This is a genomic window from Marinomonas vaga, assembly GCF_055388305.1.
Genome location: NZ_AP043903.1, coordinates 1,563,999 through 1,581,765 on the forward strand (window position 1 = coordinate 1,563,999; position 17,767 = coordinate 1,581,765).

17 protein-coding genes are annotated in these 17,767 nt (G+C 49.5%); 6 read left to right on the top strand and 11 right to left on the bottom strand.

The window, feature by feature from the left end; translation table 11 throughout:
• Positions 1-31: 31 nt before the first annotated feature.
• Entirely contained in the window at positions 32-955 is a 924-nt protein-coding gene (locus ACZ5DR_RS07275; protein WP_377366638.1) for a histone deacetylase family protein, read from the top strand.
• A 63-nt stretch (positions 956-1,018) separates the two neighbouring features.
• On the opposite strand, the gene ACZ5DR_RS07280 is transcribed toward ACZ5DR_RS07275, so the two are convergent.
• The 10 genes from ACZ5DR_RS07280 to ACZ5DR_RS07325 form a co-directional block, all read right to left on the bottom strand.
• On the bottom strand, positions 1,019-3,151 hold the full coding sequence (locus tag ACZ5DR_RS07280) for a TRAP transporter permease (RefSeq protein WP_377366636.1): 2,133 nt from the start codon (positions 3,149-3,151) through the stop codon (positions 1,019-1,021).
• A 121-nt stretch (positions 3,152-3,272) separates the two neighbouring features.
• The gene (locus ACZ5DR_RS07285) at positions 3,273-4,304 is read right to left on the bottom strand and encodes a TAXI family TRAP transporter solute-binding subunit (protein ID WP_377366634.1); all 1,032 of its coding nucleotides are present in this window, start codon (positions 4,302-4,304) and stop codon (positions 3,273-3,275) included.
• Between the two features lie 333 nt (positions 4,305-4,637).
• Positions 4,638-6,005: a sigma-54-dependent transcriptional regulator gene (locus ACZ5DR_RS07290; protein WP_377366632.1), complete on the bottom strand. Its 1,368-nt coding sequence runs from the start codon at positions 6,003-6,005 to the stop codon at positions 4,638-4,640.
• A 15-nt stretch (positions 6,006-6,020) separates the two neighbouring features.
• Positions 6,021-8,102, bottom strand: a complete 2,082-nt coding sequence (locus tag ACZ5DR_RS07295) for a sensor histidine kinase (protein ID WP_377366631.1) — start codon at positions 8,100-8,102, stop codon at positions 6,021-6,023.
• 122 nt (positions 8,103-8,224) lie between these two features.
• The gene (locus ACZ5DR_RS07300; RefSeq protein WP_377366629.1) at positions 8,225-9,346 is read right to left on the bottom strand and encodes a sulfate/molybdate ABC transporter ATP-binding protein; all 1,122 of its coding nucleotides are present in this window, start codon (positions 9,344-9,346) and stop codon (positions 8,225-8,227) included.
• 11 nt (positions 9,347-9,357) lie between these two features.
• Positions 9,358-10,215: a sulfate ABC transporter permease subunit CysW gene (gene cysW / locus ACZ5DR_RS07305; RefSeq protein WP_377366627.1), complete on the bottom strand. Its 858-nt coding sequence runs from the start codon at positions 10,213-10,215 to the stop codon at positions 9,358-9,360.
• 15 nt (positions 10,216-10,230) lie between these two features.
• On the bottom strand, positions 10,231-11,088 hold the full coding sequence (gene cysT, locus ACZ5DR_RS07310; RefSeq protein ID WP_377366625.1) for a sulfate/thiosulfate ABC transporter permease CysT: 858 nt from the start codon (positions 11,086-11,088) through the stop codon (positions 10,231-10,233).
• A 131-nt stretch (positions 11,089-11,219) separates the two neighbouring features.
• The gene (gene cysP / locus ACZ5DR_RS07315; protein ID WP_377366623.1) at positions 11,220-12,233 is read right to left on the bottom strand and encodes a thiosulfate ABC transporter substrate-binding protein CysP; all 1,014 of its coding nucleotides are present in this window, start codon (positions 12,231-12,233) and stop codon (positions 11,220-11,222) included.
• Between the two features lie 169 nt (positions 12,234-12,402).
• Positions 12,403-12,714, bottom strand: a complete 312-nt coding sequence (locus ACZ5DR_RS07320; RefSeq protein ID WP_377366621.1) for a cupin domain-containing protein — start codon at positions 12,712-12,714, stop codon at positions 12,403-12,405.
• A 77-nt stretch (positions 12,715-12,791) separates the two neighbouring features.
• Entirely contained in the window at positions 12,792-13,694 is a 903-nt protein-coding gene (locus ACZ5DR_RS07325) for a hypothetical protein (protein WP_377366619.1), read from the bottom strand.
• 110 nt (positions 13,695-13,804) lie between these two features.
• Between ACZ5DR_RS07325 and soxR the strand changes: the two genes are divergently transcribed.
• Positions 13,805-14,275 carry a redox-sensitive transcriptional activator SoxR gene (gene soxR, locus ACZ5DR_RS07330; RefSeq protein ID WP_377366617.1) on the top strand — a complete coding sequence of 157 codons (471 nt, stop codon included), beginning with the start codon at positions 13,805-13,807 and terminating at the stop codon, positions 14,273-14,275.
• Here the strand turns inward: soxR and ACZ5DR_RS07335 are convergent.
• Positions 14,265-14,687, bottom strand: a complete 423-nt coding sequence (locus ACZ5DR_RS07335; protein WP_377366615.1) for an SRPBCC domain-containing protein — start codon at positions 14,685-14,687, stop codon at positions 14,265-14,267. The genes soxR and ACZ5DR_RS07335 overlap by 11 nt on opposite strands.
• A gap of 180 nt (positions 14,688-14,867) precedes the next feature.
• Between ACZ5DR_RS07335 and ACZ5DR_RS07340 the strand changes: the two genes are divergently transcribed.
• The 4 genes from ACZ5DR_RS07340 to ACZ5DR_RS07355 all read left to right on the top strand — a co-directional run bounded on the left by ACZ5DR_RS07340 (position 14,868) and on the right by ACZ5DR_RS07355 (position 17,639).
• The gene (locus ACZ5DR_RS07340; RefSeq protein ID WP_377366613.1) at positions 14,868-15,251 is read left to right on the top strand and encodes a septal ring lytic transglycosylase RlpA family protein; all 384 of its coding nucleotides are present in this window, start codon (positions 14,868-14,870) and stop codon (positions 15,249-15,251) included.
• 152 nt (positions 15,252-15,403) lie between these two features.
• Entirely contained in the window at positions 15,404-15,589 is a 186-nt protein-coding gene (locus ACZ5DR_RS07345) for a Trp family transcriptional regulator (RefSeq protein ID WP_464543909.1), read from the top strand.
• Positions 15,582-16,967 carry an anthranilate synthase component I family protein gene (locus ACZ5DR_RS07350; RefSeq protein ID WP_377366609.1) on the top strand — a complete coding sequence of 462 codons (1,386 nt, stop codon included), beginning with the start codon at positions 15,582-15,584 and terminating at the stop codon, positions 16,965-16,967. The genes ACZ5DR_RS07345 and ACZ5DR_RS07350 overlap by 8 nt, the downstream gene beginning before the upstream one ends.
• 9 nt (positions 16,968-16,976) lie before the next feature.
• The gene (locus tag ACZ5DR_RS07355) at positions 16,977-17,639 is read left to right on the top strand and encodes an anthranilate synthase component II (RefSeq protein ID WP_377366607.1); all 663 of its coding nucleotides are present in this window, start codon (positions 16,977-16,979) and stop codon (positions 17,637-17,639) included.
• The last annotated feature ends 128 nt before the right edge of the window (positions 17,640-17,767 follow it).

Consider the following 17,767-nt stretch of genomic DNA (forward strand, 5'->3'; position numbering starts at 1 on the left):
GGGTGAACAGTTTAGACAATCGGACCTGCTAATGACCACTGCCTATGTGACGCATCCCTTGTGCGAAGCGCATCAACTGGGAGCCGACCACCCAGAATCACCAGAACGTTTAGAAGCGATTCAGAACCGACTCATCGCAGGGCAACTGATGGACTTCCTACGCTGGCGTGAAGCCCAAGAGGTGACCTTAGAGCAACTCAATGACACCCACGATCCTGATTATGTGGCGTCTATTTTTGCTAAGGCGCCAGCAGAGGGCCATGTGGAATTGGATCAAGAAACATTAATGATGCCAAATACCCTAGATGCTGCTCTGCGGGCCTCTGGTGCCGTGGTACAAGCGGTCGATATGGTCATGTCTGGGGAAGTGGAAAATGCCTTCTGTTCGGTACGTCCCCCGGGTCACCATGCGGAGTACGACCGTGCCATGGGCTTTTGTTTGTTTAACAACATTGCTGTGGGGGCGCGACATGCCCTCAATCAATATGGGGTGCAGCGCATCGCCATCATTGATTTTGATGTACACCATGGCAATGGTACCGAAAACATCTTTCAAGCCAGTCCCAATGTGCTGTACGCCTCCAGTTATCAATACCCATTGTTTCCCTACCCAGACCCCGGCGCATCCCATGACAATATTGTTCACATGCCATTAGAAAAGGGCTCCAAAGGGGAAGATTTTCGTCGTGCCTACGAGGCAGAGTTATTCGAAAAACTTGAAGCCTTTGCGCCAGAATTGATTATGATTTCAGCTGGGTTTGATGGGTTAGCAGAGGACCCCATGGGGCAGTTGCGCCTGCGGGAAAGTGACATTGTTTGGCTAACGGAAAAGCTCATGGATGTGGCGGCTCGCCATAGCCAAGGTCGTATTATTTCTGTGTTGGAAGGTGGTTATAACGCTGATGCCTTAGGTCGGGCTGTGTTTAGCCATTTAAAGGTACTGACCCAGTTGTAATGGTTGTCGTGAAGCGAACATAAAAAAGGGAGCTAATCAGCTCCCTTTTTTTGTGTGGCCTTTTTAGGCGATTGCTTGGCGGCGTTTGCGGCTGAGAATAAACAGACCAATAAACAACACCAAACCAGCACTGTCGATGAGAATATTGTGATGTGGCCAAAGCATAAGCAAGGCCGCAACACCGGACAGTAAGCGCATCAAGATATTCAGTGGGCCTTCTAAATACCCTTCCATAAAGCCCACAAAGGCATAGATGCCAAACAAGGCGAATACGAAGATACGTAACACGTCTTGGGCTTCGCCACCGATGAAGTTGGTGTAGGCTAATAGCAGTGGCACTATGTACAAACCTTTTGCGATTTTCCAAGCAGTAAAGCCCGTTGCCATCGGCGGGGTTTTCGCAATCGCTGCGGCGGCAAAGGCCGTCAAACAGACCGGAGGCGTTACGTTAGAGTCTTGAGATAACCAGAAAATGATCATATGTGCTGACAGCAGTGCTGCGCTCAAGACCGTTGGGTCTACCGCTTGTTCAAGTAATTGACCACGGAAATCCGGTGGTACTTGAGCAATCAAGGCGGTGGCATCGGCTTGGCTCATGGGCATGGACAGCAGCGCGTATTTTTCTGGGTCAATCAACATAAAGATGACCTTGGCTTCTTCAGGCAAATTGCCCGCCACCACAAGGCTGATCAAATGGGACTCGGCAATCAGGTTGTACAGAGCAGGGGCAGACAGGGTTGCCAAGACGATGTAAGCCGCCGTTACAGGAAGCCCCATACCTAAGATCAAAGACGCTAACGCTACTAAGGCCAACATGATCAATAGGCTGCCATTGGACCACTCGGATACCATCAAGGAGAAGGTGTTACCTATGCCTGTCATGGCTACCACGTTGACCACAAGTCCGACCGCGATGAGCAAAATGGCGGTGGTGGCCATATTACGGGAGCCCTGTGCTAAGGCGTCTAGGATGTCTCTTGGTTTCATTGGATTCTTCGACAACCAAGAAGACACAATTACTGCCAGGATGGAAATGCCCGCCGCGTAAGTTGGGGTGAAGCCATAGATGAGTAAGGCAACCAATACCGCTAAGGGTAATAGGAAGTGCCAGCCTTCTTTAAACACTTCACCGAAGCTGCGGCTCTCAAGCTCCACTGCATGGGCGTGGGAGCGCATGGCTTCGACCCGCACATAAAAGCCGACTGACATAAAGTAGAGCAGTGCAGGCAAGGTTGAAACAGCAATGATCTCAACGTATGGGATCTGGGTGTAAGAGGCCATGATGAAGGCACCGGCCCCCATAACAGGCGGCATCAATTGCCCACCGGTAGAAGCGGCCGCTTCTACCCCAGCAGAGAAACGTGCTGGAAAGCCTGCTTTACGCATCATAGGAATGGTGATCACCCCAGTGGATACCGTGTTGGCAACGGATGAACCCGACACTGAGCCCATCAACCCAGAGCCTAATACCGCAACGAACCCCGGACCGCCTACAAAACGGCCCGCAGCACAACGTGACAATTCAATGATGAAATCACCAGCACCAGATTTAACCAAGAAAGCACCGAACAAGATAAACATGAACACGTAAGTCCATGAGATACGGGCAATGGAGCCAAACATCCCCTCTGAAGAGAAGTAAGAACGGAACATAACCGTCTCAAGGCTCAGGCCAGCAAAACCAAAGATGCCATCGATATAAGGCCCCCACCAAAATACATAGGTAAGTGCCACCAAAATCATAGTGGGGATAAACCAGCCCGTGGTACGTCGAGTGAGCTCTAGGGCAATGGCAATGGCGATGAAAGAGACCACCCAATCGCTGGTGATAAAGGTCACACCTCGATCATAAAGAGCGTCTTCAAACAACATCAGGTAGATGGTGGTGCCAATGGCGAGTAAGCCAATACAGATATCAAAGGCCAATACCCACCGTTGACCAGACTGACTGGCAACCTTAAATCCTGGCACCATTAACGCACAAATTAAGGCAAAGCCGCTGAAGTGAATGGCTGACACCCAAAGCTCTGACATGGTACCAATGGTATTGAAATAAATATGCGCAAGGGCGAACAGTACTCCAGCCCAGTAAATAAAGCGTCCTGTGGTGGAGGTCTCTTCCCGTTGGGCAAGTTCCAAGCCTTTGAGCTTGTCTTCCATTTCTTGATCGTGGGTGCCCTGAGTCGTCTCAGACATAATCAACAACCTGTCATAAGTGTTAAGACTCACAGATGTGAGTGAATCAATTGCCAATTGGCAGGGAATGAGAGGGGCCAGAAGCCCCTCTTAACGCAAGTTCCGTTTAATGCTGGCTAGCTTACTCAGTAATAAGGTGAGCAGGGATAGTCAGACCGGCTTCACGGTAGTAACGGGCAGCACCTGGGTGAAGTGGTACTGGTAAACCAGCGATGGCTTTTTCAATCGACATGGCTTTGGTTGCTTTGTGAATGCCGTTTAGGAACGGTAGGTTTTCGTAGATGGTTTTAGTGAGTTGGTACACGTCCTCTTCAGACATGTCGTCACGTACGGCTAGGAAGTTAGGCTGTGCGATGGTGTTGATCGCCTTCGTTTGGCCTGGGTAAGTATTGGCAGGGATCTCAAAGCGTGTCCACAACTGGTAGTTGCCATTGGCTTGAGCGATTTGCTCGTCAGAGAAATCCAATACTGTGATGTCGTTACCTAGGGCTGCGTAGGCACGAGTAATGGCGCTAGTTGGGACACCAGAAGGAATGTTCATGCCGTCGATGGTGCCGTTTTGAAGAGCATCAGCAGACGCCGCATACCCCATGTAAGCCATGTCTAGGTCATCGACCGCTATGTCCATGTTGTTCAGTAGGGTTAGACCAGAGCCTTCTGTCCCTGAGTTTTTCGTACCGATAGAGAATTTTTCGCTGGCAAGGTTGTTCATATCCGTGATGGTGCCAGATTTAACGTAGTCGGATTTCACAACGAACTGCTCAACGTTTTGCCACAACATGGTGATGGAGCGCAGGTTCTTTTGTGGACCTTCGTTGGCCATGCGGCCTTCCCCTTCCCATGCCCAAGCGCCGTAAAGACCTTGAAGGATTGAAAGCTGAGCTTCGTCCTCACGCATCAGTTTGATGTTTTCGCCAGAGCCTGCTGAGTTGATGGCAGAGATGGACATGCCGATGGTTGGTTCAAGTTTTACTTTGGTGAGAGTGGCTAGGGCGACACCCACTGGGTAAAACGTACCACCTGTAGAAGCCGTCGCAAGTACGTAGGAGCGCTTGGCGTCAGCTGCCTGAGCTAGGCCGACAGTGCCTGCTGCAGTACCCATGATTAAAGTGGCGCTCATAGCTTTGATTAGCGTGCGTTTACTCATTTTCATTGTGTGGTTTCCTATCTGTCTTTGTTGTTATTCAGAGGAGTCTGAAAGAGCGTCCTCGCTCTCACATATGAGAGTATAGGCAAAGCCAATGCCAATGTTGGATAAATCATATAACCATTTGATTAAATTGGATTTATTTATTATTTAAGCGGAAAGTTTATTATCCTTATGAGCAAAATCTTGCTTATTGCGTGAAATTCGATAAGCAAAAATTGGCTCATTTGTTACTGGCTGGCGGATGGGGAGGGTGTTAAAGCAAGTTTTAATGGGGTAATTCCCCTGAATTTGGAGCAATCGGCGTGATTTTGCCGATTGCTCAGAGGAACAACGCCATTAGACATAGTCGGAGCGGTTTAGGCCGAACTTAGTCATTTTTTGGTTAAGAGTTCGACGAGGCAGATCTAGCTCATCCATCACCGCTTTGATGTTGCCTTGGTGTCTTTGTAACGCGCGCTTGATCACTTCTTCTTCAAAAGCCGCTACTTGGATCGCCAAGGGCAGGGGTTTGTGTTCGATGTCTTCATTGGGTTGTACGCTGGGCTGGCCATTAATCAAATCCGCAAGGCTTGCACGGGTGTCCAGGGCGAAGCGAATGGCAATGTTTTTAAGCTCCCGAACGTTCCCGGGCCATTGATGGCTGCGGAGGATGCGCTCATCTTGGCTACTCAACTGGCGGCTGGTGCGATCCCGCTCACTGGCCGCTTGATTCACATAATGTATAAACAATAGAGGCACATCTTCTGGACGCTCCCGAAGAGGTGGCAGAAACAGTTGGGACACGTTTAAACGATAATACAAATCCTGACGGAAATTCTCGTCTTCCCGCAGGTCTGCTTTGGACGCCGCGATGACTCGAATATTTACAGGAATGGTCTGATTGGAGCCGAGGCGCTCTATTTGACCTTCCTGCAAGGCCCGCAGTATTTTGATTTGCAAATGGGGAGGCGTGCTTTCGATCTCGTCCAAAAACAGGGTGCCTCCGTCCGCATGCTCAAAGCGTCCGATGCGACGTTTTGCTGCGCCAGTAAAGGCCCCAGCTTCGTGGCCAAATAGCTCGCTTTCGATTAGGTGTTCCGGAATAGCACCGCAGTTTATGGGGACAAAGCGTTTGTGTTTGCGATGGCTAAATTCGTGCAAGCACTGGGCGACCAGCTCTTTACCGCTGCCTGTTTCCCCGTAAATGATGACATTGGTATCCATCTCAGCGCAGGCCAGTAATTCCCGCTTGAGGCGCTGAATAGCGGGGGAGATGCCGATGAGCTTGCCATCTAGACCTGAGCGGGTGGCGATGTCATTTTGCAGTCTTAGATTTTCGATCATTAGGCTACGCTTTTCGCAGGCCCGCAATAGGGTTTCTACTAAGCGCTCTGGGACAAAGGGTTTCTCGATGAAGTCATAGGCTCCGTCGCGCATGGCTTGGATCGCCATGTCGATGTCTCCGTGGCCTGTGATCAAGATTACCGGAAGGTCACGGATGCGTTCGTGGGCCACCTGCATCAGCTCTAATCCACTCATGCCGGGCATCTTTACATCGGTTAATAAGATGCCTCGGAATTCTTCACTCAGGTGTGTCAGGGCTTCTTCAGCGGAGCTGGCGCTGATGACTTCTAAACCTGCCATTTGTAGCCATTTTGCTGTGGCTTGCCGGATCATGGCTTCGTCATCAACTAACAGAACAGTGCCTCGTGAATGTGTTTGCATAGTGACTCTTTTTATCTAATCAATAGTGTTGGCGCTAGATAATACTAGGGTAAAACGTGCGCCCCCCATAGGGCTCTTATCCACCCGAATGGTGCCCTTTAAATCACGAATGATGGCCGCAACAATGGCCAATCCGAGCCCTAAGCCACTGCCAATGGACTTGGTGGTAAAGAAGGGCTCGAACAATTGTTCTTGGTGGTCGGGGGCGATGCCTGGACCATTGTCTTCTACAGTGAGTATGAGCTGATTCACCGTTGCTTGAGACGCCATACGGATACATTTTTCTGGCGTCGCTTCTAACGCATCGCAGGCATTGCTGACTAAGTTGACTAGGACTTGCTCTACTCGGGCATTATCACCGAGTACACTGTGCTCGGGATTGATTCCTTGGATATCTAGGGTCACCGCTTCTTGCTCTAGGCGCTGGCGTAGCAGCATTTGAGTTTGACTAATGGCCGTGCTGAGAGACACGGGGTGCACGTGTTCGGGTTTTTTGTAGGCAAAGGTTTTCAGCTGGGACGTGATAACCGCCATGCGTTCAGTAAGGTCGTCCAGTAAGGTCAGGTTTTCCTTCACCATGTCTGGCTCGTTAAGCAGTTGGCGACTGATAGCGATATAGGTACGCATGGCTGTGAGGGGCTGATTTAACTCATGGACTACGGCGGTAGACATACGCCCTAGGGCGGCCATTTTGCTGGTTTGCACCAGTTCCTGCTGGGCGTTTTCGAGAGCTTGGGTACGCTCTTGAACCTTTTGCTCAAGGGATTCATTGGCTGTTAGCAAGGCTTGTTCGAGCTGTTTTCGGCGGCTGATATCAACGACTGTTGCAAGGTATTCGTATTCAGGCAAATGATGAATCACCCGTAAAGAAATCAGGGCAGGGAAGGTTTGATCAGGCTGGCGTACCCCTCGAGCTTCTGCTCCCACCACAGGGATAAAGTGTTCTTGGCCAAATTGACTCAATGCTCGCCCAAGGGCAGAGGATGAGGGGACATCCGTTAATAACTCGCCAATGGGTTGGCCGATGGCCTGTTCTGGGGAAAGGTTAAACTGCTGGGCGGCTTTGGGGTTAATAAAACGAATGTGGCCGGTTTTGTTCAAAGTGACCAGACCCACTTCCGCGTTACTGATGATATAGCGCTGTTGCTCGGCACTGCGGGCTAAGGCGGTGCGGGTTTCCTGTTGTGAGATCTTCTTGAGCTGGCGCTCTCTAAGGTAAAGCATTAACACTCCAAGGATCCAAAGAACCGCTACGGTAATGGTCGCCAGCATGTTGCTATAACGCTCGTTGGAACGGGCAGACACTAGGGTGGTAAAGGTCCAGCCCAGATCATCAAGGCGTACGCTTTGGGTGATAAAATGCTGTCGCTCAATGGTCCAGAGACTGGCGTTAATACCGTTTGATAGGGGAATGCTGGATTGGTCGGCAATGTTGGGTTTAAGTTGGCGCAGCCACTCCGGTTGTGAGGCGATAAAAATCACATCGGAGTCATCGCTGATGGCAAACCATTCGTCAGGCGGAGAATCCGGCAGCAGTTGCTCTAGGTCGATACGAACGATGGCGGCACCCACAAACTGGGTTTGCTTGTAGATGGGAGCCGATAGGTAATAAAACGCTTGGGAGTGCGGTGGATTCTCATAAAAGCGGCCTTCTTCGCCCCGTTCTGCCAGCTGAAAGAGTGGTAACTGGGCGAAGTTACTGGGAGACAAGGATTGCTGATCCCGCCAATCACTGTAGGCAACCGTGCGGCCTGTTTGGCTGACGATGAACAGACCAGAGGCCCCGGCCACCAGGTTGGTTTGTTCCAAATATCGGGATACCTTGTCTGCCAGCTCGGTGGTTTCTAGACCACTGGCTTGGTCCACCAGTTGAATCACATCTTCGTTCTGGGTCAGCAAAAAAGGCAAGTAATGGAATGCATTCAGGGCACCACGGACTCGATGAATAGACGCTAGCAGACGGTCAGACACCTCGTCATGGAGTGCTTGATAGCCCAAGTCTTTGGACAGCTTGCCGACGCCAATGGCGATAAAGATGGAAAGAACGCACCAAGCGATACCGATCCAGGCGATGCGTTTACTGGTTGTTAGCGCCATAAATTCTCAGATTGACTACAGGGACACGGTGACATGCTGTCCAAGCATACAACAGAAAGGCGCGAAAGGAAGACTGTCCTAAGTGTCACTCGTCAAAGAGAGTCACACTTAGGAACTGGGTTCTAGGCGTGAAGGCCCTGTTGCACGGGTGTCCATTGAAGTGATTCAGGGGCTTGGTCGACGCCGTCGCGGAAGAAGTAACCTGCCTGAGGTTCCGCGTAAACAATGTCGCCTCGCTTAACAGGATGGCGATGGTAATCCCCATGGCTTAGATCCGCTTCCCAGATCTGCTCCGATTGCCATTCGTAAGGCGCGAGCTCTACCCGCACTTCCGCACCGATAGGGTTCACTGCGATAACCTTTAAGGGCAACGCGGCCTGTTGGGTGGGCTCACTGCGTAAGGCCAACTCGTGGGAGCGAACGTACAATTGGCCTGAGCCAAGTGCTTGTTCTTTGTTTGGGGCTTGTACCCAAGCTTGGTCGTTGTACCAACGGCCTTGCTCAAATTGACCCTCAAACACGTTCACATTGCCTAGGAAATCAAACACAAAGCGACTGTTTGGCTGAGCGTATAGGGCCGCTGGTTCATCTACCTGCTCGATACGACCATTACTCATCACGACCACACGGTCAGATAGCTCTAAGGCTTCTTCTTGGTCATGGGTAACGAACACGCTAGTGAACCCTAACTCATCATGTAGACCGCGTAACCAGCGGCGCAGCTCCTTACGAACCTTGGCATCTAGGGCACCAAAAGGTTCATCCAATAGCAAAACATCCGGCTTAGTCGCGAGGGCGCGGGCTAAGGCGATACGTTGCTTTTGTCCCCCAGACAGTTGTGCGGGGAAGCGATTGGCAAGATGCTCAAGTTGTACCATTTCTAACAAATGGCGCACACGGCGTTGGATCTCAGCTTTGTCAGGACGATGCTTGCTGTCCATTACTTCAAGACCAAAGGCTACGTTGTCAGCCACCGTCATATGGCGAAACAAAGCATAGTTCTGGAATACAAAGCCCACATGGCGGTCACGTACATGTATGTTGGTCACGTCACGTTCGCCAAATTTAATGTTGCCGGAATCCGCTCCCTCTAAGCCTGCAATAATGCGCAGTAGGGTGGTTTTCCCCGAACCTGAAGGGCCTAGCAAACCGATCATTTCGCCTTCGTCGATGTTAAGAGACATAGGCGACAAAGCTTGGAACTTACCGAATGTTTTTGAGATGTTATCTAAGCGAATACTCATACTGTCACCTATTAGTGTTTCGACTCTGCTTCTTGGGCGCGCTCTTGGCGCCATTCAACGAAGGCTTTAAAAATCAGGGTAATCAAGGCAATTAACGCCAGTAATGATGCGCTGGCAAATGCGGCGGTGGCCTGGTAATCCTCGTACAATAACTGCACATGTAGAGGCAAGGTGTTGGTTTCGCCACGGATGTTACCTGATACCACGGAGACCGCACCGAACTCACCCACCGCTCGGGCATTGGTTAAGATCACACCATAGAGCAAGGCCCATTTAATGTTGGGTAAGGTCACACGGCGGAATAATTGCCAACCGGATGCCCCCAAAATCACGGCGGCTTCTTCGTCTTCTCGGCCCTGTTGTTGCATCAAGGGAATCAGTTCCCGTGCCACAAATGGACAGGTGACGAATACGGTCACCATGACAATGCCCGGCCAAGCGAACATCAGCTGCAAGTCATTTTCAAACAACCATTCACCGATCCAGCCATTGCTGCCATACAGCAACAAGTACAGAAGACCCGCGACCACCGGAGATACCGCAAACGGAATGTCCATTAAGGTCATCAGCAGTTTACGACCGGGGAACTCAAAGCGTGTCACCGCCCAAGCCAGTAAAACCCCAAACACAAGGTTAATGGGCACGGTGAGTAATGCCACGAATAGGGTTAAGCCAATGGCATGTAGAGTGTCTGGCTCTGCAAGGCTTTGCCAGTACACGGCTAAACCATCAATAAAGGCCTTTTGGAAAATACTCACTAACGGCACGACCAACAGTAACAGGGTCAGCACTAGAGTAATGCCAATCAGGGTGTATTTTACGGCTGGGCTATCGCCAATTCGCTGTTGATGTCTCTGTTTCGATGACATGATGCTGACTCCTTCCTAACGTCCGTGTAAGCGCTTCAGGTAGCGCGCTTGCCAAATATTGATTGCGAACAGCAATACTAAGGACGCGATCAACACCACAGAAGCAATCGCACTGGCCGCAGGGAAGTCAAACTCCTGCAAACTGACAAAGATCATGAGTGACGTGATCTCACTGATGTAAGGCATGTTGCCCGCGATAAAAATCACCGCGCCAAATTCGCCCAGACTGCGGGTAAAAGACAAGGCCACCCCTGTGACTAACGCAGGCCAAAGGGAAGGCATGATCACACGCCGAAACACGGCCCAATCTGAGGCTCCTAAGGTAATACCTGCTTCTTCTTCCTCTGGGGACAGCTCCTCAAGAATCGGCTGCACCGTACGCACCACAAAAGGAATGCTGGTGAAGGACATGGCGACTATGATACCCAGAGGCGTATAGGCCACTTTAATGCCCCATTGCTCTAAGAACTCGCCGTACCAGCCATTTTGTGCATAAAGCGTTGCCAAGGTAATACCCGCCACGGCTGTGGGCAGTGCAAAGGGAAGATCTACCAAGGCATCTAAAATACGTTTCCCTGGGAATTCGTAACGCACTAACACCCAAGCCAACAATAAGCCAAATACTCCGTTGAAAACGGAGGCAATGACCGCCGCCCAAATGGTTACTTTGTAACTTGCCACCACTCGCTCGTCGGTAATGACGCGCCAGTATTCAGACCACCCCATGTCGGCGGTTTGCATGATCAAGCCTGTCATTGGCAACAAGAGAATCAAGCTGATGAAAAACAGCGAGCTGCCGAGGCTGAGACCGAGGCCAGGCAAGACTCGCTTATGGCGAGGTTTAGCGCTGGCGACGCTTAATGATGTGGACATGCTGGTTCGCTCCTTGGCGAATGATGTGCGAATGACTCATATTAGTTTAGAGACGCGAAAGCCGGGTACTTGGCGCCCGGCTAATCAATGCTCTTACATAGCTTGAGTGCTTTGGCACTCTTACTCACTGCTTAGCGGCGTTGTAGCTGGTCTAGCTGCTTGCCGTTAGCAAAGATATCAGACATCGCTTGTGGCCAACCGCCAGCGATCTCTTCAACCGTTAGTAGTTTTACTTCAGGGAAGCGATCCGCAACTTCAGCTTTGACTGTTTCGTTGTGAACACGGTAGTTAAAGCCAGCCAGTAGGCGTTGCGATTCTTCACTGTATAGGTAGTTCAAATATTCAGTAGAGACGTCCAGTGTACCGTTTTTCTTAGCGTTACGCTCAACCACTGCCACTGGGAACTCCGCTAGGATAGACGTTTTCGGTACGACAACTTCGTACTGGTCTGCGCCATACTGGTTACGGATGTTGTTTACTTCTGATTCAAAAGTGATGAGTACATCACCGATGCCGCGCTCTACGAAAGTCGTGGTTGCACCACGGCCGCCGGTATCAAATACAGACACGTTGCCAAGGAAGGTTTTCAAAAAGGCATTTTGCTTGTCTGTTGCGTCTTTACCAAACTGATCTTGGGCGTAACCCAAAGCAGCAAGGTAAGTATAGCGGCCATTACCAGAGGTTTTTGGGTTAGGGAAAACCAGACCCACGTCTTCTTTGGCTAGATCGCCCCAGTCATGGATGTTTTTAGGGTTGCCTTTACGCACTAGGAACGCCGTAGTGGAGTAGTAAGGCGAGCTGTTGTTTGGCAACAGGCTTTTCCAGTTTTTAGGCACAAGTGCACCACGGTCTGCCAGGATTTGTACGTCAGTGACTTGGTTAAATGTCACCACGTCAGCAGGTAGGCCTTGCAGGATAGAGCGGGCTTGTTTAGATGATCCCGCGTGGGATTGTTTGATCTCGATGGTGTTGCCGGTCTTTTCTTCCCAGTGTTTTTGGAACACAGGGTTGTAAGAGGCAAACAGCTCACGAGCGATATCGTAAGACGTATTCAAGATGGTCTGATCAGCGGCGCTTGCATTCACGGCAGAGCCAAGAAGCAACGCGCCAGCAACGGACTTAATAACGTTTAATTTAGCTTTCATGGGAATCCTTTAAACACATTAAATGTAAATGGTTTTCAATTTACAGATAGCTTATTTAAAAGATTTAGTTATTACAAGAATGAAAAATGCAAGATTTTGGAATATGGGGAGACACAATTCATCTTAGCTTATAACTAAAAATGTCATTAAATTGCTGGATTCCCTGACGTTAAACGCTACCTTCCGTTTCGATCACGAGAATGCGGGCTTCCCCAACAGGATGAGCCACATGCTCTGTGCCAATGGAGGCATAAAAAATGTCGCCGACGGTCATAGTTTGTACCTTGGCTTCCCCGTGTTCCTTGAAGTGCATATCCACAACACCGTCTAATAACACAAAGACTTCTTCACCATCATTGATGTGCCATTTATAGGGCTGATCCGTCCAATGTAGACGCGTGGTGATGCCATTCATATTGGCAATGTCCATTGCCCCCCATGCTCTGTCTGCAGTGAAGGATTTACTCTGTATGAACTTCATGACCTATCCCTTTGGGCGTAGTGAGAGGAGTCAACGAAATTACCTGAGAAGCCTTTAAAAGAAAAGCAGGCGAGGGGTTAGCACTCGCCTGTAAAGCAGGTTTTGGTGTCTCTTTGGCTCATGGCTGTCTGCACCGCCATGGCCGCGCAGATAACAATCAAAGCCGCCCAAGTAGTGGGTTGGATGGCGTGGTAATGATGAATGGCACTGAAGAAAACGCCAATACACAACATTGAATAAAATCCGGTGATGGAAGGTGGTGAGCTTTTTGAGCGGCGCAGTAGTAAGGCTCCAATAAAGTAGAGAACTGTGGCGATCATTAACGCATCGTTGAGGAGCACTAAAATACTGGGAAGCGCGGTATCCACCAATAAGTCAGGGCGTATCAATAGGCTAATAAAGAACAACTGAGCCAGCACAATGGCAAGAACGTTACGGGCAATGATGAGCGGATGCTCTTGCTTGATGAATTCTAGAATCAGCAAGATCAGCATAAATGAGACCGCAGTGGTCAGCGCCCCACAGACGAATACAAGCCCGTTTAAGTGATTGGAGCCTATGAATTCTGGGTAAAACAAAGCCACTAGCACAAACATTGCGAGTGCAATGCTGAGGTAGTTTTCTAACTTAATGGGTACATTGCGTAGCAAAATAGGGGCTAGCATTCCGAGATAGAGGGGCATGGCACCTAACATGGATGCAGAGACCGCTTGGTCCATAGGCAGGTGTCCAAAAGAAAGGAGCATTGCAGGAATAGCGGCTTGTAATCCGCCAATTACAAAAAACTTACCCCAGTGGGTATTGCTGCGGGTGCTCAACCCCATCCCATAACTCATGATAGTCAGTGTGAGGACAACACAAAACAGGGCTCCTGCTTCCAGCCAAAGTGATGGCACCTTTGGTGATAGCCATCCTGCGCTCAGGTGTTGAACGATCCATAAGCAGCCAATACCGAGTACCAAATACAAATCTCGTCGCATGCTGAAGGGTTTCCTCATGAGGTTTCTAGGACTTGTGCATTCATCGAAGGGCGAGTATAAAAGTTGAAGTTAACTTTAAGTCAAGAAAGAAATTCAGGATTCTCTTTATCATGTCGGAATGCTTAGAAAGCAAACAACTAACCATTGGTGAGTTGGCCTTGAGAAGTGGTGTGGCACAGTCCGCATTGCGCTTTTACGAAAAAAGGGGATTGATTCGAGCCAGTCGTACCTTTGGTAACCAGCGGCGTTTTCATTCATCTATGTTACGTCGGATTGCTTTAATCCAAGTGGCGCAAATGGTGGGTTTTACCTTGGACGAGGTGGCAGAAGAGCTGGCCGACTTGCCCATGGAGCGCACCGCAACCAAGAAAGATTGGGATAAGGTGGCAACCAAGTGGCAAGTGCATTTGCAGCAGAAACTTGAGCGTATTGAACGCCTGAAGAACAATTTATCAGGTTGCGTCGGTTGTGGCTGCTTAAGCCTAAAAGCCTGCCGACTGCTGAACCCAGATGATGTGTGTTCCGAAGCGGGTCAAGGCCCCCAACGGGTTCTTCAATGTCCCTCTCAGATCACTGGGTGATGTGGGGGACGGATTCGACGTTGTTTTTAAAGTTGTCTAAGATGGCCTGCCAGCCCGCTTTTTGCTCTGCTTCCGAGTACTGAGTTTCTGCATCAAAGGTCTCAGAGATATGAACCCCTTGGTCATCTTCTTTGAAATGAATGCTTACATGACGACCATCTTCTATGGTGTATTCAATGGTGTGGAGCAGCTTTAAACGGGTGAATTGCCCAACAAAATCAAAGCCCATTGCTCCGTCCCGTGACTCCATACGGTACTTAAAATAGCCACCTTCGTGGAGATCAATTTCAGCTTGTGGGCAGCACCAATCTTTAGATGCTGCATTCCATTGTTTAATGAAGGCTGGGTTGGTCCAAGCTTCCCAGACGGTTTCAACGTTAGCGTTTATAGTCGTTTCCACAGTAATTTGCATATTAGGGCTCCCTCCAAAACTGTATGCGAGATTATTTATAGACGAGCTCTTCAATGGTGTCGAGTTGATTGGGTTAGGTTTATGTTGCGATCCTGTAAAGCTTTTTTAAAAGCGCTTTAAACGCTAGAGTTTTAGGACGCTAAATACATAGAATCATTGGCTTTTATGCAGGAGTTGCTCATGTTTGCTCGGTTTGTTGGTCTGTCTGGTGTGTTACTGATGTTGTCAGCTTGCTCCAGTGGGCCCATTAGTCATCAGGATGCCGTGGGCTTTTCTGAAGAAGGGGGCGCCAGTTATTACGCAGACAAATACCACGGGCGTACCACGGCCAGTGGCGAGCGCTTTAACCAAAACGCCATGACGGCTGCCCACAAACGCCTGCCATTTGGCACCCGAGTCAAGGTAACCAACCTAGACAATGGCAAAAGCATTGTCGTACGAATCAATGATCGAGGCCCGTTTGTCCGAGGGCGCGTGATAGACCTCAGCAAAGCCGCATTTCAGCGCATCGCCAACACCCGGGTAGGAGTTGTAGAAGTGCGAGTGGACGTGTTGGGTCGTTAGCCCTTTCAATGACCCGCTAAATCAAAAAAATAATTCCGACGGATTGCAATTGTTTGATGGGATCTATATTGTACTAGTACATTGATACATCAAGGTACGCCTCTGTGCAGAATTTGATTCATTATTTTTTAGACACTCCAGATGCTGAGGTCATGGCGCGTAAGCTGAATGCTTTGTTAACGCCTAACGAAATCAGTGAGATGCAGCACCGCTTACAGATTTTTGCGTTGCTGGAAGAAGGGGTGCCACAACGAGAAATTGCCAAACAATTAGGTGTGGGCATTGCCACTGTCACTCGTGGTTCCCGCGCTCTGAAGGAATTAAAAGAACATGAGTAACCTTCCACCACGCATCGAGTTACCACGTAAACCTAAGTACGTGACCATAAGCTCTGACTGTGACTTTTTCGGCATGTTTAAAAAGGTCGAAAAGCAATTTGAAAACTGCTTTATGCTGGAATCCCTAGGGGAAGAAAGCTACATCTCACGCCACTCGATCATTGGCTTTGACCCAGAAAAGCTACTCTGGGCGGAAGGAAAAAAGCTGTTTATCCAAGAGCGTGACGGCGAAACCAATGCTTACGAGTCTGACAACCCTTATTATTTGTTGCGCAGCATTGTGCCGCAAAACATCTTGTCTCGGATGTACGCTGGCGGTTTAACCGGCTACATCGGCTACGACAGTATGAATTATTTTGAGCCGACCTTAGATTTGCAATCCAGTGATATGTTTGATGCGTTCCGCTTTGGTTTGTACAAAGATGGATTGATCTTGGACAAGATGACGGGTGAGGTTTTCTACTTCTATTACGATCAAGATCGATCAGAGCAAGTGCAAGCCTTGTTGGATGCGCCGATCCCTGCCAATGGCCCATTGACGATCACCCCTGCGGGTGAGTCCATGAGTTGCGAAGATCATGCAAGCGCAGTAGACAAGGTGAAGCAGGACATCATCGAAGGCAAGATCTTCCAGTGTGAAGTGGGCTTCAAGAAGTGGTTTGACGTAGAGGGCGACACCATCGGCATTTACGAACAAATGCGCGAAGTGAACCCATCACCGCAAATGTATTATGTGAAATTTGGTGAGCAAAAAGTCATTGGCGCGAGTCCAGAGCTGTTATTCCGCTTGCGCCAAGGGGAAATGGAAACCTTCCCGTTAGCGGGTACAGCTAAGCGCGGCGTGGATGATAAGGAAGACGTAGCCCTGGCTCGTGCCTTGTTAAATGATCCAAAAGAAATCGCTGAACACAATATGATTGTTGACCTACACCGTAATGACATCGGTCGTGTGGCGCGTTTTGGTACGGTTAAGGTGCGCTCTCTGATGGACATTAAACGCTTTAGCCATGTACAGCATATTTCCAGTGAAATCGTGGGCATTATCGCCGAAGAGCATGACATGTTCTCAGCATTAGCGAGCAATTTCCCCGCGGGGACGCTGACCGGTGCGCCTAAGATCGAAGCCATGAAGATCATTGATGACATGGAAAACGATGGTCGCGGTCCATACGGCGGTGCCGTGGGACAGTTCTCTTTTAATGGGGATTGTAACTTCGCGATTCCGATTCGTACTGTGTTTGCCAATGGGGGTAAAGCCTATGTGCAAACCTGTGGTGGCAATGTTTATGATTCTAACGCCGCAGATGAGTACCTAGAAATCCAACGTAAGTTCGCAGGCACCAAGCGTGTCCTCGATCAATTTGCACCAGAGCAGTAAGGGTAGAACATGAAGGTTTATATTATTGATAACTATGACTCGTTCACCTACAACCTTTACCAATACATTGGTGAGATTTTGATGAGCGAACAAAGCCGCGGCCGCATTGAGCAGTTTGAGGTGGTGGTGAAGCGTAATGACGAAGTGACTCTAGAAGACATCAAGGCTGCCGCACCGGATCGCATCATCATTTCCCCTGGGCCGGGCACCCCTGAGGACGAAGCCTATTTTGGCGTGTGTGCCAGTGTCATTCGTGAGTTGGGACAGAGCATCCCACTGATGGGTGTGTGTTTAGGAATGCAGGGTATTTGCCATGTGTTTGGCGGTAATGTCATTAAGGCGCACTTGCCCATGCACGGTAAAACCAGTCCTATCTCCCATAACTGCGAAGGTATTTTTCATGACATTCCTGATCAGCTGGAAATCATGCGTTATCACTCTTTGATGGCGGAGCCAGAGAGCTTGCCAGAGTGTTTAGAGGTGACTTCTGTAGTGGGTGACCTTGAGGTGGCAGATTTTGCTAATCATGACGTCATCCACCAAGGTGGGGATTATGAAATCATGGGGGTACGCCATAAGACGTTTCCCATTCAGGGGATACAGTTTCACCCAGAATCCTTTGCCACAGAGGGTGGCCGTGACCTGATCAAGAACTTCTTATTTCAGGTATAGTTCGGATGTGAGTTAAAGTCAGAAGAGGCGCTTAGGGCGCCTCTTTTTGGTTTCTGCTTAACCATTCACGACGATTTAGTCCACCAAATGTAATTTAAACAACCAGTTAGGTTTTCAATCCTGTTAAG